14 protein-coding genes, 1 tRNA gene and 2 riboswitches are annotated in these 19,715 nt (G+C 69.0%); of the genes, 12 read left to right on the top strand and 3 right to left on the bottom strand.

What is annotated here, in order from left to right; genetic code table 11:
* Nucleotides 1–244 precede the first annotated feature (244 nt).
* Nucleotides 245–320: transfer RNA gene (locus WS66_RS13310), tRNA-Arg, on the bottom strand.
* Between the two features lie 252 nt (nucleotides 321–572).
* Here WS66_RS13310 and WS66_RS13305 point away from each other — a divergent pair.
* Nucleotides 573–1,472 carry a c-type cytochrome gene (locus WS66_RS13305; protein WP_059601963.1) on the top strand — a complete coding sequence of 300 codons (900 nt, stop codon included), beginning with the start codon at nucleotides 573–575 and terminating at the stop codon, nucleotides 1,470–1,472.
* A 90-nt stretch (nucleotides 1,473–1,562) separates the two neighbouring features.
* On the opposite strand, the gene WS66_RS13300 is transcribed toward WS66_RS13305, so the two are convergent.
* On the bottom strand, nucleotides 1,563–3,650 hold the full coding sequence (locus WS66_RS13300; RefSeq protein ID WP_059601965.1) for a UvrD-helicase domain-containing protein: 2,088 nt from the start codon (nucleotides 3,648–3,650) through the stop codon (nucleotides 1,563–1,565).
* A 392-nt stretch (nucleotides 3,651–4,042) separates the two neighbouring features.
* On the opposite strand from WS66_RS13300, the gene WS66_RS13295 reads away from it, so the two are divergent.
* Nucleotides 4,043–5,482, top strand: a complete 1,440-nt coding sequence (locus tag WS66_RS13295; RefSeq protein WP_059601967.1) for a glycosyltransferase family 2 protein — start codon at nucleotides 4,043–4,045, stop codon at nucleotides 5,480–5,482.
* Nucleotides 5,483–5,564: 82 nt separating this feature from the next.
* Nucleotides 5,565–6,359, top strand: a complete 795-nt coding sequence (locus WS66_RS13290; RefSeq protein WP_059601969.1) for an FkbM family methyltransferase — start codon at nucleotides 5,565–5,567, stop codon at nucleotides 6,357–6,359.
* A gap of 21 nt (nucleotides 6,360–6,380) precedes the next feature.
* On the opposite strand, the gene WS66_RS13285 is transcribed toward WS66_RS13290, so the two are convergent.
* Nucleotides 6,381–7,088: an SGNH/GDSL hydrolase family protein gene (locus WS66_RS13285; protein WP_059601971.1), complete on the bottom strand. Its 708-nt coding sequence runs from the start codon at nucleotides 7,086–7,088 to the stop codon at nucleotides 6,381–6,383.
* A 243-nt stretch (nucleotides 7,089–7,331) separates the two neighbouring features.
* Between WS66_RS13285 and WS66_RS13280 the strand changes: the two genes are divergently transcribed.
* From WS66_RS13280 to WS66_RS13240, 9 genes are all read left to right on the top strand, one after another.
* Nucleotides 7,332–8,384: an oxidoreductase gene (locus WS66_RS13280; protein WP_059601973.1), complete on the top strand. Its 1,053-nt coding sequence runs from the start codon at nucleotides 7,332–7,334 to the stop codon at nucleotides 8,382–8,384.
* A 202-nt stretch (nucleotides 8,385–8,586) separates the two neighbouring features.
* Nucleotides 8,587–8,955 carry a hypothetical protein gene (locus WS66_RS13275; protein WP_059601974.1) on the top strand — a complete coding sequence of 123 codons (369 nt, stop codon included), beginning with the start codon at nucleotides 8,587–8,589 and terminating at the stop codon, nucleotides 8,953–8,955.
* Between the two features lie 123 nt (nucleotides 8,956–9,078).
* Nucleotides 9,079–9,185: riboswitch (glycine riboswitch) on the top strand.
* Nucleotides 9,186–9,217: 32 nt separating this feature from the next.
* A riboswitch (glycine riboswitch) is annotated at nucleotides 9,218–9,350 on the top strand.
* Nucleotides 9,351–9,434: 84 nt separating this feature from the next.
* Nucleotides 9,435–10,553, top strand: a complete 1,119-nt coding sequence (gene gcvT, locus WS66_RS13270; protein WP_059601976.1) for a glycine cleavage system aminomethyltransferase GcvT — start codon at nucleotides 9,435–9,437, stop codon at nucleotides 10,551–10,553.
* A gap of 127 nt (nucleotides 10,554–10,680) precedes the next feature.
* Nucleotides 10,681–11,061: a glycine cleavage system protein GcvH gene (gene gcvH, locus WS66_RS13265; RefSeq protein ID WP_057926424.1), complete on the top strand. Its 381-nt coding sequence runs from the start codon at nucleotides 10,681–10,683 to the stop codon at nucleotides 11,059–11,061.
* A gap of 59 nt (nucleotides 11,062–11,120) precedes the next feature.
* Nucleotides 11,121–14,048 (top strand): aminomethyl-transferring glycine dehydrogenase, encoded by a 2,928-nt coding sequence (gcvP, locus tag WS66_RS13260; RefSeq protein ID WP_059601978.1) that lies wholly within the window; start codon nucleotides 11,121–11,123, stop codon nucleotides 14,046–14,048.
* A 152-nt stretch (nucleotides 14,049–14,200) separates the two neighbouring features.
* Nucleotides 14,201–15,337, top strand: coding sequence for an alginate lyase family protein (locus WS66_RS13255; RefSeq protein ID WP_059601981.1), 1,137 nt, complete (start codon nucleotides 14,201–14,203; stop codon nucleotides 15,335–15,337).
* Nucleotides 15,338–15,367: 30 nt separating this feature from the next.
* On the top strand, nucleotides 15,368–16,756 hold the full coding sequence (locus WS66_RS13250; protein ID WP_059601985.1) for an L-serine ammonia-lyase: 1,389 nt from the start codon (nucleotides 15,368–15,370) through the stop codon (nucleotides 16,754–16,756).
* 138 nt (nucleotides 16,757–16,894) lie between these two features.
* The gene (locus WS66_RS13245; RefSeq protein WP_059601988.1) at nucleotides 16,895–18,598 is read left to right on the top strand and encodes a thiamine pyrophosphate-binding protein; all 1,704 of its coding nucleotides are present in this window, start codon (nucleotides 16,895–16,897) and stop codon (nucleotides 18,596–18,598) included.
* Nucleotides 18,595–19,689 (top strand): hypothetical protein, encoded by a 1,095-nt coding sequence (locus tag WS66_RS13240; RefSeq protein ID WP_059601991.1) that lies wholly within the window; start codon nucleotides 18,595–18,597, stop codon nucleotides 19,687–19,689. The genes WS66_RS13245 and WS66_RS13240 overlap by 4 nt, the downstream gene beginning before the upstream one ends.
* Nucleotides 19,690–19,715 lie beyond the last annotated feature (26 nt).

The raw sequence follows: 19,715 nt of genomic DNA, 5'->3' as shown, positions 1-19,715 counted from the left end.
CGCATCGCGCGACGGGGCGGTGGCGAGACCCGGATCGGATCGTTTCAGCGCTCGGGCGCCTTGCGCTGGCGGCCGCCGTGATCGACGCCGGGATTGACGTTGCGAGGGGGCGCCTCGCATCACGGAGTTGCGGCGAAACGGCGCGGGAAAGCCTCGCGGACTCGACCGCATGCGCGATGCAACGCGACGCTTCAGCGAATTCGGAAAATGGATCGGGAAATTCAGTGCCTGGAATCAGGCTATTTGGCGCGCCCGGCTGGGATCGAACCAGCAACCCCTGCCTTCGGAGGGCAGTACTCTATCCATTGAGCTACGGGCGCATGTGACAGTGAAACGACCCCAATAAACCGGCCGCCCACCATTGGCAAGACGGCAAGGATACCCGGTTTCCCATGAAGCGTCCACCTTGCCTGCAGAATCCCCGTCAGGCCCCCATTCGTGCGGGTAAACACGTGCCTTCGCGCCGCTCGCCGTGATGTAAACGTTCCGTCTATAATCGTCCGTGCTTCATTGGACTGCCATTTTGCCGTTGCACCGCGCTCACAATTCCTATTCACGGAGACGAGGCAAGCATGAGCGAAGCACCCCACGAATCTCCCGTCAAAACCCCCGGGCAGCTGATCGCCGTCATCATCGCCTCATTCGCGATTCCGATCGCCCTGATCGTCCTGTTTGCCACCTATGCCAACCATGCGTTCCGCTCGGGCGCCGGCACGGACGCGCTATCGGACGAACAGGTCGCCGCGCGGATCGCACCGCTCGCGAAAGTCGACGTGAAGGACGCCAACGCGCCACGCACGTACAAGACCGGCGAGGAAGTCTACAAGGCCGTGTGCGTGACCTGTCACGGCACGGGCGCCGCCGGCGCGCCGAAGTTCGGCAACAAGGACGACTGGGCACCGCGCATCTCGCAGGGCTTCGACACGCTGCTGAAGACGGCGCTGTCGGGCAAGGGTGCGATGCCGCCGCGTGGCGGCACGAATCCCGACGACGTCAGCGACTATGAAATCGCGCGCGCGATCGTCTACATGGCGAACAACGACGGCGCGAACTTCCCCGAGCCGGCTGCCCCGGCCGCCAGTGCGGCGCCGGCGGCGAGCGGCGCGGCGGGTGCGGCAGGCGCGTCGGGCGCGGATGCGTCGAACGCGCAGGCCGCGGCCGCAATGGCCGCGATCGCCGCGATTCCGAAGGCCGGCGAAAAGCCCGCGGCTGCGCCGACCAGCGCCGACGCCGCATCGGCCGGCAAGGCGCTGTACACGCAGGTCTGCCAGGCATGTCACGCGACCGGCGTGCTCGGCGCGCCGAAGTTCGGCAGCAAGGAGGACTGGGCGCCGCGCCTGAAGGACTCGATGGATATCGTCTACAACTACGCGCTGCACGGCAAGGGCGCGATGCCGCCGAAGGGCGGGTCGAGCGCGTCCGACGCCGACGTGAAGGCGGCCGTCGACTACATGGTCAACGCGTCGAAGTAACGTCTGCCGGCCAGAAAAAACCCCCGCGGCGCACGCGCATCGCGGGGGTTTTCCTTTGTCGGGACGGCAGCGCCGGCCGCCTTTCGCACGTCACTTCTGCAACAGCGCCTTCAGGCTCGCGAGCCGGTCCTTCGGTGTCATCGGGGCCTCCTCCGGCGTCGGCGGCGGCGCTTCGTCGAGACCCATCTCGGGGATGAAGCGCGACGGCTCGCACACGACCGTCTCGCGCGCCCGCTTGCGCTTCTTGCACCAGTTCAGATGCAGGCTGCGCTGCGCGCGCGTGATCGCGACGTACATCAGCCGGCGCTCCTCCTCGATCCGCTCGTTGTCGATGGGGCCGTCGTCCTCGCTGCCGCCGCGATGCGGCATGATCCCCTCCTCGACGCCGACCAGGAACACGTGCGGATACTCGAGCCCCTTCGACGCATGGACGGTCGACAGCCGCACCGCGTCCGGATCCTCGTCCTTGCCTTCGAGCATCGACATCAGCGCGACGGTCTGGATCAGGCCGAGCAGGTTCTTGCCGGTGTCCGCCAGCCCGTCGGCGTTGTGGAACCCGTCGGCCTCGCCGTCGACGGCTTCCGTCTCGGGCTTGGTGCCCTTGCGCTTCAGCCATTCGAGGAATTCGAGCACGTTCTGCCACTTCGACTGCGCCTGCCGCTCGTCGAACGCGTCGTACAGATAGGCCTCGTAGTGGATGGCCTCCATCATGTCGTCGAGCACGACGGTCGCGGGCTCCTTGTCCGCGCGATCGGTCAGGCGCTGGATGAAGTCGCAGAACATCCTGAGCGGCTCGACCTGGCGCGCGGACAGCCGCGCCTCGATCCCGCCCATGTACACGGCCTCGAACAGCGACACCTTCGCCTGCCCCGCAAACGAGCCGAGCGCTTCCAGCGTCGTGTTGCCGATCCCGCGGCGCGGCGTCGTGACCGCGCGGATGAACGCGGGATCGTCGTCGGCGTTCGCGATCAGGCGCAGGTACGCGCACAGGTCCTTGATCTCGGCCTTGTCGAAGAACGACTGGCCGCCCGACAGCACGTACGGGATCCGCTCACGCCGCAGCACCTGCTCGAAGATGCGCGCCTGGAAGTTGCCGCGATACAGGATCGCGTAGTCGCGGAACTGCGTGCGCCGCTCGAACTTGTGCGCGGACAGCCGGAACACGACCGATTCGGCTTCGTGCTCCTCGTCGTTGCACGGCGTGACGGTGATCGAGTCGCCCATCCCGTGCTCGGACCACAGCTTCTTCTCGAACAGTTTCGGGTTGTTCGCGATCACGTTGTTCGCGGCGGTCAGTATCCGCACCGTCGACCGGTAGTTCTGCTCGAGCTTGATCACGTGCAGCTTCGGGAAATCCTTGCCGAGCTGCGCGAGGTTCTCGAGCGTCGCGCCACGCCAGCCGTAGATCGCCTGGTCGTCGTCGCCCACCGCCGTGAACGCGGCGCGCGGGCCGGCGAGCAGCTTGAGCAGTTCGTACTGGCACGCGTTGGTGTCCTGGTATTCGTCGATCAGCAGGTAGCGCAGCTTGTTCTGCCAGCGGTCGCGCACCTGCTCGTTCTTCGCGAACAGCTCGGCCGGCAGGCGGATCAGGTCGTCGAAGTCGACCGCCTGATACGCGTGCAGCGTCGCGACGTAGTTGCGGTAGACCAGCGCGGCCTGGTGCTCGTCCTCGTTGGCCGCGATCGCCATCGCCTCATCGGGCATGATCAGGCCGTTCTTCCACAGCGAGATCGTGCTCTGGATCTTGCGGATCAGGCCCTTGTCGGTGGTGCCGATCTGCTCCTGGATCATCCCGAAGCAGTCGTCCGAATCCATGATCGAGAACTGCGGCTTCAGGCCGACGTGCTCGGCCTCCTGGCGCAGGATCTGCACGCCGAGCGAGTGGAACGTGCACACGGTGAGCTGGTTGACGGGCACCTTGCGGCCTTCCTTGCCGGGCGTGGTGAGCGTCTTGCCCTCCAGCAGCTTCGACACGCGCTCGCGCATTTCGGCCGCGGCCTTGTTCGTGAACGTGACGGCCGCGATGTGGCGCGGCTCGAAACCTTTCGCTTCGATCAGGTGCGCGATCTTCTGCGTGATCACGCGGGTCTTGCCGCTGCCCGCGCCGGCGAGCACGAGGCAGGGACCGTCGAGGTAGCGCACCGCTTCGTTCTGAGCGGGGTTGAGGCCTGCGGACATGATGACGGATGATGTTGCGGTTGACGGCGGAACGCCGGGAGGATGCCGCGCGCGGCAGGCCTGGAATGCAGGCGGACACGCGGGGCAGGACGCGCATGTTAACACGTCGGCAGCGGCCGGCGGATGACGATGCCGCCGGGTGGCGACGCGCGACACCGGCGGGCTTCGCGCCCCTTTTTCTGCGCCCTTTTCCTGCACCCTTTCCCCGCGCGCTTTCCGTGCGCGGCCCGCGCCGGTGGACGCGCCGGTGGACGCGCGCCGAACATCCGAACAGGCAGCAAATCTCCCCTCTGTTTGATCCATGACCGCGCGCCCCCCGGCGGCAAGATACGCGAAACGTCGGCGAGTACGCGCCGCCGCCCCTTCATTCGCCGTCATCGACTTCCGCCGCCATGAATGACACCGTCATCGCCGCCCCCGTTTCCGAGGCCGAGCTGGCCCACGCCGCCGCGCTTCACGCCGCCGGCTCGCTTCAGGACGCGGAGCAGGCCTACCGCCAGATCCTGCAAGCGCATCCCGAACATGCCGATTCTCACCTCCGCCTCGCGACGGTGCTCGAACAGCTCGACCTGCGCGACGCCGCGCTGCGGCACTTCCGGGCCGCGGTGGCGACCGAGCCGTCGCAGCGGCGCTACTGGATCGCGTGCATCGACGCGCTGACGCGCGACAACCAGATGGATGCGGCGCGCGCGCTGGTCGCGCAGGCCCGCACGCACGGCATCGACGCGTTGTCGCTCGAACTCGCGGCAGCCGATGCGCCGTCGGCCTCCGCCGACGAGCTGGCGGCCGTCCTCTCCGAATTCATGAATACGCTCGCGGCGCTGCTCGACAAGCGGCAATTCGCGCAGGCCGAAGGCATCGCGACCCAGCTGACCGAATGGATGCCCGACATCGGGCTCGGCTGGCGGGCGCTGGCCGTCACGCTGGTTCAGCAGGAACGTCACGCGGAGGCGCTCGCGCCGATGCGCAAGGCCGCCGCGCTGATGCCCGACGACGCCGACACGCGGCAGGACCTCGCCGAGCTCGAGGCGCATGTGATGCAATCCGCGCCGGCGCCGCAGCCCGTCGCGATGCCGCTGGTGCCGAACGCGACGCTCTGCACGACGCTGCCGGGCAGCCGTCAGTTCCGGCATTTCGCGGGTGGCCTGGTCGCCACGGTGCCGGTGCTGATCCCGACCTTCAACAATCCGACCTATACGCGCCGGATGGTGGCACAGCTGAAGGCGCGCGGCCTGCGCAACGTCGTGATCGTCGACAACGCGTCGAGCGCGCCGGACATGCTCGCGTTCCTGGAAAGCGTGCAGGACGACGTGACCGTCGTGCGCCTCGATCGCAACGCGGGCCCGCGCGACCTGTTCCTGTCGGACGCGAACTACGCGCGCCTGCCGGAGCTCTTCTGCGTCACCGATCCGGACCTCGAACTGAACGACGCGCTGCCGCCCGAATTCCTGTTCGAGCTGATCGATGCGACCGAAGCGTTCCAGACCGGCAAGGCCGGCTTCGCGCTCGACATCTCGCAACCCGAGCTGATGAAGGAAACGACGCTCTTCTGCGGCGACCGCCAATACACGACGCTCGAATGGGAGGCGAACTTCTGGCGCCACCAGATCGGCAGCACGGCGGGCGGCGACCCGATCTACAACGCGCCGATCGATACCACGTTCGCCGTCTACAACAAGCGCTACTTCCGCCGCGAATCGCATCTCTGCGGCGTCCGGTTCGCGGGCCGCTACACCTGCAAGCATGTGCCCTGGTACAAGGAGACCGGCCTGACGGACGCGGAGGAACAGTACTACCGCGAACACCAGAAGTGGTCGAACTACCTGGCCTGACCCGCGGCGGCCGGCATCGGCGCATCGCTGCGCCATGCACGCACGCCGCCCTCTTCGCCCGACAACCCTGACACCTCGCGCCATGCTACCCAGAGTCAACCTCGTCAAGACCGACAACGCCGATTACCTGCTGTTCGCAACCCGGGACGCGATTTCGGCGAACCTCTATTACAACGGCTCGTGGGACGCATCGCTGCTGACCATCAGCCAGATGTTCTACGCGAACGAGGAGGCGCCGCTGGTGCTCGACATCGGCGCGAACCTCGGCGCGTACGCGGTGCCGGTCGCCAAGAGCATCGCCGCGCAGGGCGGCATGGTCTACGCGTTCGAGCCGCAGCGCATCGTCTATTACCAGCTGTGCGGCAACGTGTTTCTGAACCGGCTCGAGAACGTGCACGCGTTCAACGTCGCGATCGGCAACCAGGACGGCATCATCCCGCTGCCAGCGATCGACTATTCGCGCTCGATCAACATCGGCGGCTTCTCCCTCGACGAGCAGTTCAACCTGCGTCGCAACTCGGTCGAGACCGTCGCGAGCCAGCAGCCGAGCGACGTGCCGATCGCCCGGCTCGACACCCTCAACTTCCCGAAGTCGCCGGCGCTGATCAAGATCGACGTCGAAGGGCTCGAACTCGACGTGCTGAAAGGCGGCACGGCTTTCCTCGAACGGCACGGCTTTCCGCCGCTGCTGCTCGAGGCCTGGAACCTCGAATGGTTCTCGGAAAAGCGCGCCGCGCTGCTCGACTACCTGAAGACGCTCGGCTACACGTGGTTCGCGATGGGCGACGAACTCGTCGCGCAGCATCCGTCGTTCGCGCGGCAGGTCAGCTTCGAGACGGGCGCCGACGGCGTGATCCGGATGAACCGCACCCGCTGACGGTTCGCACCCGGCGCAACGTTACGCGCGCAGGCGCTGCCTGAGCGCGTCGGCGGCCTGTGCGGCCCAGGCGGCGCACGCGGCCGCGCCGGGATGAAAGCCGTCCGCCGCCATCAGGTGCGGCTCGAGCGGCAGCGCGACGCGCAGGAACGTACAACGCGATTGCGTCGCGGCCCACTCGGAGAGCGTCGCGTTGAGCCGCTTCGCGCGCAGGCCGAGATACCACGCAAGCGGCTGCGGCAGCGCCGGAAAGCGCTCGATCGGCGGCACCGCCGACAGGATCACGTGCGCGACCCCGAATCGCGCGGCGAGCAGGTCGACGAGCGCCGCCTGCGCGGCGCGCCAGCGCGCCGGCGACACGCCGCCCGTCACGTCGTTCACGCCGAGCGACGTCACTGCCACATCGAACGGCTGCGCCGGCTCGGCGGCAAGCCAGTCGACGAGTTCCTCGGCGGTCAGCCCCGTGCGCGCCAGCAATTTCCAGCTCACGCGGTGCGATGCCGCAAGCGCGCGGGCGAGCTGCCCCGACAGCGCGTCGCGCTGCGACGCGACACCGACGCCCGCGGCAGCCGAATCGCCCAGCACCAGCACGCGCAGCGGCGGCCCGTCGCCGGCCGTGCCGTCGCGCGGGCCGGCCGCCTCGGCGAGCCGCGGCGTGACGCGGCGGACACGACGCCCCTGCATCAGCAGCAACGGGCCCAGGGCGGCGGTGGCGAGCGGATATCCCATGGTTTCGATCCGGTAACGGGGCAAGCAGGCGACGCGGGACACGCGCCGGAACAGCCCCCATTGTGTCGGATTCGCGCGCCGGCGGGCGCGATCCGGCCATTCGGCCGAGGTCGTGCGCACGCGCAGCGGTTCCTTGTCCGTTCGGCCAACGCCCGCTCGCGCGCGTGCCGCCGTGCCACAATAGCCGTCCGCGCGGCCGGTGGCCGCAGCGCTTTGCCCTCCGTACGCAGCCAAGGATTTGCCATGTCGTCATTGCTCAGGATTGGTTTGATGGGTTTCGGTTTCGCCGGCGCGACGTTCCACGCGCCCGTGATTGCCACGAGCGGCCGCACCGAGATCGCCGCGATCGCGACGGGGCAGCCCGATCGCGCGCGCGCCGCATACCCGGGCGCACGCATCGTCCCCGATCTCGACACGCTGCTCGGCCTCGACGACATCGACTGCGTGGTGATCGCCACGCCGAACGACACGCACTTCACGCTCGCCCGCCAGGTGCTCGAAGCCGGCCGCCACGTCGTCGTCGACAAGCCCGTCACGCTCACGGCCGACGAAGCGCTCGCGCTCGCGCGGCTCGCGAACGCGCGCAGCCGCCTGTTTGCACCGTTCCACAATCGCCGCTGGGACGGCGACTTCCTCACCGTGCGGCGCATCGTCGAATCCCGCGAACTCGGCCGGCTCACGTATTTCGCGTCGCACTTCGATCGCTTCCGGCCGACCCCGCGCACGCGCTGGCGCGAGGAGCCCGCACGCGGCGGCGGCCTGCTGCTCGACCTCGGCCCGCACCTGATCGACCAGGCGCTCACGCTGTTCGGGCTGCCGGAAACGGTCAACGCCACGGTCAAGACGCGCCGCGACAACGGCACGGCGCCCGATTTCGTGCACCTGCTGCTCGGCTATCCGGACAAGGACGTCGCGCTGCACGCGAGCGCGCTGTCGGCGATCGAGCCCGCGCGCTTCACGCTGCACGGCACGCGCGGCAGCTACCAGAAGTTCGGGCTCGACACGCAGGAAGATCAGTTGAAGGCAGGCCTCACGCCGGACCACGTCGAGTTCGGCGGCGGCAACCCGCCCGGCGTGCTGCGCGTGCTCGACGGCGAAGTCGAGGTCGAGCGGCCGGTGCCGACGCTCGACGGCCAGTACGCGGAGTTCTACCGCGCGCTCGCCGCGTCGGTCCACGACGGCGCGCCGTTCCCGATCACGCCGCAGGACGCCGTCGACGTGATGACGATCATCGAGCTCGCCGCGCAAAGCGAGCACGAAGGCCGCCGGGTACCGTTCGTGCGCCGCATCGTCTAACCGCCGGCCGGGTCGGCACCGTCCCGGCCCTCGGCCGCTACCCTGCGCTGCGCCGTCCCCGGCAGCGGCCACGCGTCAGCCGCCGCGACGGCACGGTCCCGAACATTCCGTTACAAATGGTGCGGGAACGAAAGTCATCGGTCGCCCAGTCTGATGCGTTTCTCAAAAAGTCGATCCGACACCAAACCGTCAGGAGAATGTGATGCAACGGTTGATTCGCGCAGCGGCATGCTGCGTCCTGGTTTCCTCGCTCGCGGCGTGTATCGTGCAGCCGCAGCGGCCGGCCCGACAGGCGCCTCCGCCCCCGCCGCGGCCAAATCCACAGGTCGTCGCGAACGATCGCCTGCTGGAGGTCCAGGGCCGGATCGACAACCTGCACCGCCGGATCGACTCACGCGTCAACGGCGGCTACTATCCGCCGCCGTACGGCGCGCAGCTGCACCACCGGCTCGACGTGATCCGCCAGGAAGCGAACGACATGTCGGCGCAGCACAACGGCGGCCTGTCCGGCGACGAGCAGCGCGTGCTGAACCAGGAACTCGACACGGCCGCGCGCGCGATCGGCGAGTAATACCGGCCCTGCCGGGACGGGCCGGTGCCGGCAAACGCGGCGGCGCCCCTCGCGCCGCCGCTTGTCGCGAAGCGACATTCTTTTGCTCAAATTGACAACGCCCACCCGCTCGCGTACAGTCGCCCGCACGCGTCGGGAGAGCGTGTGACCGCGTAGCAACTCGCAACGCCGGTCGCGCCGCCGAAGGGGCACACCCGCAAACTCTCAGGCAAAAGGACCGACCGCGTCGGGGAATCCCGTCCGCGCTTCGCGCGGGCCGCACTCCCCGCACTCTGGAGAGCGGCAGTAGCCCGCTGCGCGATTGCAGCGCGGGCAGGCTGCCCACCGAAGGGGCGCGCGTTCGCCGGCTTTGCCCGCGGCGCAATCTCTCAGGTATCGAGGACAGAGGGGCATGTATCGCATCGCTCGCAGGCCCACGGCCGCGGCGGTCGGCACATGGCCGTTCTGACCCGCGCGCAAGCGCCTTGCCTGAGGCCTCGATGACTGCACTGAATCACACCCCGCTCAACGCCGCGCACCGCGCGCTCAATGCCCGCATGGTCGACTTCGGCGGCTGGGACATGCCCGTCAACTACGGCTCGCAGATCGAAGAACACGAAGCCGTGCGCACCGACGCCGGCATGTTCGACGTATCGCACATGTGCGTCGTCGATTTCACCGGCAGCCGCGTGCGCGCGTTCTTCGAACACGCGATCGCGAACAATGTCGGCAAGCTCAAGACCCCCGGCAAGGCGCTCTACTCGTGCCTGCTCAATCCGCAGGGCGGCGTCGTCGACGACCTGATCGTCTATTACTTCACCGAAGACTTCTTCCGCGTCGTCGTCAACGCCGGCACGGCCGAGAAGGACATCGCGTGGTTCAACCAGCTCAACGAACAAGGCGGCTACGGCCTGACCATCGCGCCGCGCCGCGATTTCGCGATCGTCGCCGTTCAGGGCCCGAACGCCCGTGAAAAGGTCTGGACGACGGTGCCCGCCGCGCGTGCCGCGACCAGCGAACTGAAGCCGTTCAACGCCGCGCAGGTCGCCGGCACGCCGTTCGGCGATCTCACCGTCGCGCGCACCGGCTACACCGGCGAAGACGGCTTCGAAGTGATCGCCCCGGCCGTGCACGTCGAAGCGCTGTGGGCCGCGCTGCAGCAAAACGGCGTGCGCCCCTGCGGGCTCGGCGCGCGCGACACGCTGCGCCTCGAGGCCGGCATGAACCTGTATGGCCAGGACATGGACGACACCGTGTCCCCGCTCGACGCGGGCCTCGCATGGACGGTCGACCTGTCGGCGCCGCGCGAGTTCGTCGGCCGCGCCGCGCTCGAGCGCGACGGCTCGCGCGCTGCGTTCGTCGGCCTGATCCTGCAGAAGGAAAACGGCAAGGCGGGCGGCGTGCTGCGCGCGCACCAGAAGGTCGTCACGCCGCACGGCGAAGGCGAGATCACGAGCGGCACGTTCTCGCCGTCGATGCAGGAATCGATCGCGTTCGCGCGCGTGCCGGCGGCCGTCCAGGTCGGCGACACCGTTCATGTGCAGATTCGAGACAAGCAACTTCCCGCGCGCGTGGTAAAACTGCCGTTCGTGCGCAACGGCAAGGTCCTCGCTGCGTAACGACCGAGAGGCGACCGGGAGGCCGCCTCCCGGGGAAGCCGGGAAATGGCGCCCGGCGCAACCACACCCGGCGCGCCCCGGCGGCGCGCCAGCATAACGAACACACCCTTTTATCCAGGAGCATCCGATGAGCAACGTCCCGGCCGATCTGAAGTACACCGACGAACACGAGTGGATCCGCACCGAAGCCGACGGCACGCTGACGGTCGGCATCACCGATCACGCGCAGAGCACGCTCGGCGACATCGTCTTCCTCGAACTGCCGCAAGTCGGCAAGTCGGTGAACGCGGGCGACGCAGTCGGCGTCGTCGAATCGGTGAAGGCGGCATCCGACATCTACTCGCCGGTGTCCGGCGAAGTCGTCGCCATCAACGAAGAAGCCGCCGACTCGCCGGAAGAAGTGAACAGCGACGCATACGGCACGTGGCTCTTCAAGATCAAGCTCGCGGCCGGCGCCTCGACCGACAAGCTGATCGACGCTGACGCCTACAGCAAGCTGATCGACTAATTTTCCCTACCCGAACCGCGCGGCCGGCCAACCGGGCCGCGCGGGACCAGAGTCACGCCATGAAGCTCGAACACCCGGACCGCCTGATGAACCGCACGCCCCTCTCGCTCGCCGCGCTCGAAACGCACGACGCGTTCGCCGAACGCCACATCGGCCCCGATGCCGCCAGCCAGCAGGCCATGCTCGACACGCTCGGCTTCGCGTCGCGCGCCGCCCTGATCGAGGCCGTGATCCCGGCCTCGATCCGCCGCGCCGAAACGCTGCCGCTCGGCCCGTTCGCGCAACCGAAGAGCGAGGCCGAAGCCCTCGCCGCGCTGCGCGCCCTCGCGGACAAGAACCAGGTGTTCCGCTCGTATATCGGCCAGGGCTATTACGACTCGCACACGCCGGCCGTGATCCTGCGCAACGTGCTCGAAAACCCGGCATGGTACACGGCCTACACGCCGTACCAGCCCGAAATTTCCCAGGGTCGCCTCGAGGCGCTCCTGAACTTCCAGCAGATGGTCGCCGACCTCACCGGCCTCGCGATCTCGAACGCGTCGCTGCTCGACGAAGCAACGGCCGCGGCCGAAGCGATGACGCTGCTGCAGCGCACCGGCAAGCCGGCGTCGAACGTGTTCTACGTCGCCGACGACGTGCTGCCGCAGACGCTCGAGGTGATCCGCACGCGCGCGCTGCCGATCGGCATCGAGGTCAAGACGGGCCCGGCGGCCGACGCCGCGCAGGCCAACGCGTTCGGCGTGCTGCTCCAGTACCCGGGCGTCAACGGCGACGTGCGCGACTACCGCGCGCTCACCGAAGCGATCCACGCGGCGGGCGGCCATGTCGTCGTCGCGGCCGACCTGCTCGCACTGACCGTGCTGACGCCGCCGGGCGAATGGGGCGCGGACGTCGCGGTCGGCAACACGCAGCGCTTCGGCGTGCCGATGGGCTTCGGCGGCCCGCACGCCGCCTACATGGCCGTGCGTGACGAATTCAAGCGCCAGATGCCGGGCCGCCTCGTCGGCGTGACCGTCGACGCGCAGGGCAAGCCCGCGCTGCGTCTCGCGCTGCAGACCCGCGAACAGCACATCCGCCGCGAGAAGGCGACGTCGAACGTGTGTACCGCGCAGGCGCTGCTCGCGATCATGGCGAGCATGTACGCCGTCTACCACGGCCCGCACGGCCTGAAGACGATCGCGCTGCGCGTGAACCGCATCGCGGCGCTCGTCGCCGCAGGCGTGAAGCAGCTCGGCTTCGCGACCGTCAACGACACGTTCTTCGACACGCTGACGGTCGACACCGGCGCGCGCACCGCGCAGGTTCACGAATTCGCGAAGGCCAAGCGCATCAACCTGCGCCGTGTGAGCGACACGCAAGTCGGCGTGTCGGTCGACGAAACGACGACCCGCGACGACCTCGCCGATCTCCTCGCCGTGTTCGCGCAGGCCGCGGGCGGCACCGCGCCGACCGTCGACGCGCTGGACGCGGGCCTCGCCGGCGTCGCCGCGCTGCCGGCCGGCCTCGAGCGCACGAGTGCGTACCTGACGCACCACGTGTTCAACCGCCACCATTCCGAAACCGAAATGCTGCGCTACCTGCGCAGCCTGTCGGACAAGGATCTCGCGCTCGACCGCTCGATGATCCCGCTCGGCTCGTGCACGATGAAGCTGAACGCGACGTCGGAAATGCTGCCGGTCACGTGGCCCGAATTCGGCCGGATCCACCCGTTCGCGCCGGCCGAGCAGACCGTCGGCTACCGCGAGATGATCGATCAGCTCGAGCAGATGCTGGTCGCGGCCACCGGCTACGCGGCCGTGTCGCTGCAGCCGAATGCCGGCTCGCAGGGCGAGTACGCGGGCCTGCTGATCATCCACGCGTACCACGCTTCGCGCGGCGAAGCGCATCGCGACGTGTGCCTGATCCCGGCATCCGCGCACGGCACGAACCCGGCGTCCGCACACATGGCCGGCATGAAGGTGGTGGTCGTCGCCTGCGACGCGCAGGGCAACGTCGACATCGCCGACCTGAAGGCGAAGGCCGAGCAGCACGCGAACGACCTCGCGGCGATCATGATCACGTATCCGTCGACCCACGGCGTGTTCGAGCAGAACGTGCGCGAGATCTGCGAGATCGTGCACGCGCACGGCGGCCAGGTGTACGTCGACGGCGCGAACATGAACGCGATGGTCGGCCTGACCGCGCCGGGCCAGTTCGGCGGCGACGTGTCGCACCTGAACCTGCACAAGACCTTCTGCATCCCGCATGGCGGCGGCGGCCCGGGCGTCGGCCCGGTCGCGGTCGGCGCGCACCTCGCGAAGTTCCTGCCGAACCAGCGTTCGACCGGCTACGCGCGCGCGGAAGACGGCATCGGCGCGGTGTCGGCCGCACCGTACGGCTCGGCGTCGATCCTGCCGATCTCGTGGATGTACATCGCGATGATGGGCGCGAAGAACCTGACCGCCGCCACCGAAACCGCGATCCTCAACGCGAACTACATCGCGAAGCGCCTCGCGCCGCACTACCCGGTGCTGTATTCGGGCCCGGGCGGGCTGGTCGCGCACGAGTGCATTCTCGACCTGCGTCCGCTCAAGGAAACCAGCGGCATCAGCGTCGACGACGTCGCGAAGCGCCTGATGGACTACGGCTTCCACGCACCGACGATGAGCTTCCCGGTGCCGGGCACGCTGATGGTCGAGCCGACGGAATCGGAATCGCAGGAAGAACTCGACCGTTTCATCGCCGCGATGATCGCGATCCGCGATGAAATCCGTGCGGTCGAGGAAGGCCGCGCCGATCGCGAGGACAACCCGCTGCGTCACGCGCCGCACACGGCAGCAGTCGTCACCGCGAACGAATGGCCGCACGCGTACTCGCGCGAGCAGGCCGCGTACCCGGTCGCATCGCTCGGCACGAACAAGTACTGGCCGCCGGTCGGCCGTGCGGACAACGCCTACGGCGACCGCAACCTGTTCTGCTCGTGCGTGCCGATGTCGGAATACGCATAACGCCCGTCGCGCACCGGAGTCCGGCCGTGACCACACCGCACGCAACCTCCGGTTGCGTGCGGTTTTTGCGTTCGCCGCCAGCCCGATCGATTCACGCTTGCCCCCCAATCCGGCTAACATCACACGCGATCCAGCCAATCAAGGAGTTCCGCATGGTGCGTCCGATGTTTCCGGGCCATGGTGCAGCGCACGAGCGGCCGCGCACGCGCCGCTTCGTGCCGCTGCTCGTCGCGTCGCTGTCGTTTGCCGTCGCCGGCCTTGGCACGCCGGGCAGCGCAGGCGCGGCGATGAATTTCTGCGCGGCGCCCGCGTTGCAGGCGAGCGAGACGACGCAGGCCGAGCCGGGCGTGCAGGCGCTGATCCGCAGCGTCGACGCGCGTATCGGCGAGCAGCCGAAGGCGTTGGCGCGCGTGCACACCGAAGGCACGCTGCCGCACGAAGGCATCTACGACCAGAGCGCCGACGCGCTGAAGGACATGGAGCTGATGCGCGACGCCGCGCTCGCGTGGCGCGTGACCAATGCGCCGCGTTACCTGCAGCTCGTCGACCGCTTCCTGTCCGCGTGGGTTGCGACCTACCAGCCGAGCTTCAACCCGATCGACGAGACGCGCTTCGACAGCCTGATCGTCGCGTACGACATGACGGCGAGCGCGCTGCCGGTGAAGACGCGCAACGCGACGGCGGCGTTCATCGCGAAGCTCGGCGCCGGTTACGTCGCGCAGATCGACGCGCAGAAGCGCCCGCTCACCGGCACCTGGCGCAACAACTGGCAAAGCCACCGGATCAAGCTGATCGCGCTGTCCGCGTTCACGCTCGGCGACCGCAAGATGATGAACGCCGCGCAGCGGCTGTTCGTCGAGCATCTCGCCGACAACATCGGCCCGGACGGCAAGACCTGGGATTTCGAGGAACGCGACGCGCTGCACTACGCGGTGTACGACCTGCAGCCGCTGGTGACGGCCGCGCTCGCCGCGCGCCGCTTCAACCGCAACTGGCTGCGCGAGCGCGGCGCGAACGGCGCGACGCTCGCGGCCGCGCTCGACTGGCTCGTGCCGTACGCGCTCGGCGAGAAGACGCACGAGGAATTCGTGAATTCGCCGGTGCCGTTCGACGCGAAGCGCCGCGAAGCCGGCTTGCCGGGCTACACGGGGCAGTGGGACCCGAAAAACGCCACTGAACTCTTTCATCTGGCCGCGCGGCTCGACGGGCGTTATGCCCGCGTCGCGCGGCAGCTCTCCCCCATGCCGCCCGCATGGCTCGCCGCGTGCCTGCCATTGCAGGCGCGTTAGCACTATTCTCAAAGCAAGGCAGGAATCGAAATGGCAGTCAGCGTGTTTGACCTCTTCAAGATCGGCATCGGCCCGTCCAGTTCGCATACGGTCGGACCGATGCGCGCGGCGCTGATGTTCGTCCAGGGCCTCGAGCGCGACGGGCTGCTCGACGCGACGGCCCACGTGAAGGTCGAGCTGTACGGCTCGCTCGGCGCCACCGGCAAGGGCCACGGCACCGATCGCGGCGTGATGCTCGGGCTGCTCGGCGACGCGCCCGATACCGTCGATCCCGACACGATCGACGCGCGTCTGGAGGACGTCCGCACGTCGAAGAAGCTCGCGCTGCTCGGCACGCATCCGGTGCCGTTCGTGCTGAAGGAGAACATCGCGTTCTACCGCCAGGCGCTGCCCGAGCACCCGAACGGCATGAAGCTGCGCGCGTCCGACGCGAACGGCGCGGTGCTGGTCGAGCGCACGTACCTGTCGGTCGGCGGCGGCTTCGTCGTGACGGCCGGTGCGCCGAACACGAAGGTGCTGAGCGCGGCCGAGCAGATGACGCATCCGTTCCGCACCGGCGCCGAGCTGCTCGCGCTGACCGAGTCGACCGGCAAGTCGATCGCACAGCTGATGTGGGAAAACGAGCGCGCGTGGCACACCGAGGAAGAGACGCGCGACGGGCTGCTGAAGATCTGGGCCGTGATGCAGTCGTGCGTGTCGCGCGGCTGCGGGATCGGCAACCCCGACGCCGACGGCAACCTGCCCGGCCCGTTCCAGGTCAAGCGCCGCGCGCCGCAGCTGTACCGCACGCTGACGGGAAGCCCGGAGCGCGCGCTGCAGGATCCGCTGTCGATGATCGACTGGATCAACCTGTATGCGATCGCGGTCAACGAGGAAAACGCGGCCGGCGGCCGCGTCGTCACCGCGCCGACCAACGGCGCGGCCGGCATCATCCCGGCCGTGCTGCACTACTACACGCGCTTCACGCCGGGTGCGAACGAACAGGGCGTGATCGACTTCCTGCTGACCGCCGCCGCGATCGGCATTCTGTACAAACTCAACGCGTCGATTTCGGGTGCGGAAGTCGGTTGCCAGGGCGAAGTGGGCGTCGCCTGCTCGATGGCGGCTGGCGCGCTCGCGGCCGTGCTCGGCGGCTCGCCGCGCCAGGTCGAGAACGCGGCCGAGATCGGGATGGAGCACAACCTCGGCCTCACCTGCGACCCGGTCGGCGGGATGGTGCAGATCCCGTGCATCGAGCGCAACGCGATGGCATCGGTGAAGGCCGTCAACGCGGCACGCATGGCGCTGCGCGGCGACGGCTCGCACTACGTGTCGCTCGACTCGGTGATCAAGACGATGCGCGAGACCGGCGCCGACATGAAGACGAAGTACAAGGAAACGTCGCGCGGCGGGCTGGCGGTGAATATCGTCGAATGCTGATGCGATGACGGCGGGCGGGCGCACGCGCCGAGGCGCGCCGCCGCCCCGCTCGTTCCGACACTTTTCACCGGCCGGCGTACCGGCGCCCCGCCGACAGGCGTAAGCTGTACCTCCCGCTACCCAGGGAGACGGCAGCCCATGTCGCATTCCAAGGATCTCGAGCCGCGCGCCACCACCGGCGCGCGACTGCTCGTCGATGCGTTGCTCGCCAATCACGTCGAACGCGTGTTCTGCGTGCCGGGCGAGAGCTTCCTCGCCGTACTTGATGCGCTGGCGGACGACACCGCGCGCATCCAGACGGTCGTCTGCCGCCACGAGGCGGCCGCCGCGAACATGGCGGAGGCGGTCGGCAAGCTGACCGGCCGTCCCGGCATCGCGTTCGTCACGCGCGGGCCCGGCGCGACCCACGCGTCGATCGGCGTGCATACCGCGTTCCAGGATTCGACGCCGATGATCCTGTTCGTCGGCCAGTGCGCGCGCGAGCACCTCGACCGCGAAGCCTTCCAGGAAATCGACTACCGCCGGATGTTCGGCCAGATGGCGAAATGGGTCGCCCAGATCGACGACCCGCGCCGCATTCCCGAATACCTGAGCCATGCGTTCCACGTCGCGATGTCGGGCCGTCCGGGCCCGGTCGTGCTCGCGCTGCCCGAGGACGTGCTGTCCGACGCATGCGCACCGCAGCCCGTCGTGCCGGCCGCGAAGCGCATCGCGGCGTCGCCGTCGGCCGCGCAGGTCGACGAGCTGCGCGAACGGCTTGCGCGCGCCGAGCGGCCGTTCGCGATCGTCGGCGGTAGCGGCTGGACGCCCGACGCATGCGCGAACCTGCGCACCTTCGTCGAGCGGTGGCAGTTGCCGGTCGCGTGTGCGTTCCGCTACCAGGACACGATCGACAACGCGCACCCGAACTACGCGGGCGACGTCGGGCTCGGGATCAACCCGGCGCTCGCGAAGCGCATCCGCGACGCCGACCTGCTGCTCGTGATCGGGCCGCGCCTCGGCGAAGCAACGACCGGCGGCTACACGCTGCTCGACATCCCGAAGACGCGCCAGACGCTGATCCACGTGCACCAGGGCGCGGACGAGCTCGGCCGCGTGTATGCGGCCGACCTGCCGATCGTGTCGGGCATGCCTGAGATCGCGGCGCCGCTCGCCGCGCTCGAACCGCCGGCGCACCCCGCGTGGGCCGGCACGGCCGCCGACTCGCACCGCGCATACCGCGAATGGCATGCCCCGCTGCCGATGCCCGGCGACGTCCAGCTCGGCGACGTGATGGTGCAGCTGCGCGAGCGCCTGCCGCACGACGCGATCCTGACCAACGGCGCCGGCAATTACGCGATCTGGCTGCATCGCCACTTCGCGTACCGGCACTTCCGCTCGCAGCTCGCGCCGACCAGCGGCGCGATGGGCTACGGGCTGCCCGCCGCGCTCGCCGCGAAGTCGCTGTATCCGTCGCGAACCGTCGTCGCGCTCGCCGGCGACGGCTGCTTCATGATGGCCGGCAACGAACTCGCGACCGCGATGCAGTATGGGCTGAACATCATCGCAATCGTCGTCAACAACGGGCATTTCGGCACGATCCGCATGCATCAGGAGCGCAACTATCCCGGGCGCGTGCATGGCACCGGGCTCACGAATCCCGATTTCGCCGCGTATGCGCGCGCGTTCGGCGCGCATGGCGAGACGGTCGTGCGCACCGCCGACTTCGCGCCGGCACTGGAGCGCGCACTGACCTGCGGGCTGCCGGCGCTGATCGAGATCCGCATCCCGCAGGACGCCAGCACGCCGGCCGCGACGCTCGAGCAGATCCGCGAACAGGGCCGCCGCGCGCGCGGCGCATGACCGTGGAACTGCGCACCACACCGACCGGCCTCGCGCTGTCGCGCGACGACGCGCTCGCCCACCCCGGCACGCTGCTCGCGCCGGACGGCACGCTCGTCGCGCCGTACGACCTCGAGCACGGCGGCGGCCCCGCGGAGGGCCATGTGCCGGCCGCGCCGGCGCTCGGCCTGCTGCACGCCGCCCACCAGCCGTTCCGGCTCGACTACGACCGCATGACGAACGTGCACGTGATCAACGGAATGGGCGTCACGCTCGGCGACTCGGTGATCGGGCTGACCGCGCTCGCCGCGCTGCGCGCGATGCATCCCGGCCTTCGCTTCACGCTGTTCCGGCCGGCCCGCGCGCCGCGCTACGTCGACGCGCTGTATGCGCTCGCGGCTGACGTCGTCGCGCCGTCGCATGCGCTGCCGTGCGCCGCCGATGCACTGCCCGCGCACGCGCCGTGCGTCGATCTCGGCAATCACCTGTACTGGCCCGCGTTCGCGCGGCAGCCAATGATCGACTTCTTCCTGGACGCGCTCGGCGCGGATCCGGCCACGGTGCCGGCCGCCGCGAAGCGCAACCGCTGGCTCGCGCGGTTGCGGCTGCCCGCGCTGCCGGCCGAATGGCGGCGGCCATACGTGCTGTTCTGCCCGACCGCGAGCACTGCGGTGCGCAGCGTGCCGCCCGCGCTGCACGCGACGTTCGTCGAGCGACTCGCGCAGCGTTACGGGCTGCCGGTGGTCGGCTTCGGCCCGGTCGCGCATCCCGCCTACGTCGACGTGAGCCGCGACGCGGCCGATACCGCGCACTTCATTGCCTGGGTCGAGGGTGCGAGCATGCTGTTCGCGCCCGATACGTCCGCGCTGCATCTCGCCGACGGCTTCGACGTGCCGACGCTCGCCTGTTTCACGACGATCGGGCCGGCGCTGCGGGTGCGCGACTATCCGCACTGCGTGCCGGTCGCGCTCGACGTGCCGGACGAATTGCGCGGGCTGCATCGCAGCGAGCGACCGGGCGATCTCGCGGCGGTCGAAGCCGCTTACCGGGCGATCGACTGGGATGCCGTGCCGTGGCCTGCACCGCGCGACGCGGCGACTATGTCCGGATAGAAAAACGAAGATCACCCGAAAGATCG

Origin of the sequence: Burkholderia sp. LA-2-3-30-S1-D2 (assembly GCF_001523915.2) — a bacterium.
GTDB classification, from domain to species: Bacteria; Pseudomonadota; Gammaproteobacteria; order Burkholderiales; family Burkholderiaceae; genus Burkholderia; species Burkholderia diffusa.
Note: the sequence above shows the minus strand (reverse complement) of the source record. Positions and strands in the feature narration are given on the sequence as shown.

Excerpts from the sequence above, each read along its gene's own strand:
- WS66_RS13305 (WP_059601963.1), top strand. The coding sequence starts at position 573 with ATGAGCGAAGCACCCCACGAATCTCCCGTCAAAACCCCCGGGCAGCTG.
- WS66_RS13300 (WP_059601965.1), bottom strand. The coding sequence starts at position 3,650 with ATGTCCGCAGGCCTCAACCCCGCTCAGAACGAAGCGGTGCGCTACCTC.
- WS66_RS13295 (WP_059601967.1), top strand. The coding sequence starts at position 4,043 with ATGAATGACACCGTCATCGCCGCCCCCGTTTCCGAGGCCGAGCTGGCC.
- WS66_RS13290 (WP_059601969.1), top strand. The coding sequence starts at position 5,565 with ATGCTACCCAGAGTCAACCTCGTCAAGACCGACAACGCCGATTACCTG.
- WS66_RS13285 (WP_059601971.1), bottom strand. The coding sequence starts at position 7,088 with ATGGGATATCCGCTCGCCACCGCCGCCCTGGGCCCGTTGCTGCTGATG.
- WS66_RS13280 (WP_059601973.1), top strand. The coding sequence starts at position 7,332 with ATGTCGTCATTGCTCAGGATTGGTTTGATGGGTTTCGGTTTCGCCGGC.
- WS66_RS13275 (WP_059601974.1), top strand. The coding sequence starts at position 8,587 with ATGCAACGGTTGATTCGCGCAGCGGCATGCTGCGTCCTGGTTTCCTCG.
- gcvT (WP_059601976.1), top strand. The coding sequence starts at position 9,435 with ATGACTGCACTGAATCACACCCCGCTCAACGCCGCGCACCGCGCGCTC.
- gcvH (WP_057926424.1), top strand. The coding sequence starts at position 10,681 with ATGAGCAACGTCCCGGCCGATCTGAAGTACACCGACGAACACGAGTGG.
- gcvP (WP_059601978.1), top strand. The coding sequence starts at position 11,121 with ATGAAGCTCGAACACCCGGACCGCCTGATGAACCGCACGCCCCTCTCG.
- WS66_RS13255 (WP_059601981.1), top strand. The coding sequence starts at position 14,201 with ATGGTGCGTCCGATGTTTCCGGGCCATGGTGCAGCGCACGAGCGGCCG.
- WS66_RS13250 (WP_059601985.1), top strand. The coding sequence starts at position 15,368 with ATGGCAGTCAGCGTGTTTGACCTCTTCAAGATCGGCATCGGCCCGTCC.
- WS66_RS13245 (WP_059601988.1), top strand. The coding sequence starts at position 16,895 with ATGTCGCATTCCAAGGATCTCGAGCCGCGCGCCACCACCGGCGCGCGA.
- WS66_RS13240 (WP_059601991.1), top strand. The coding sequence starts at position 18,595 with ATGACCGTGGAACTGCGCACCACACCGACCGGCCTCGCGCTGTCGCGC.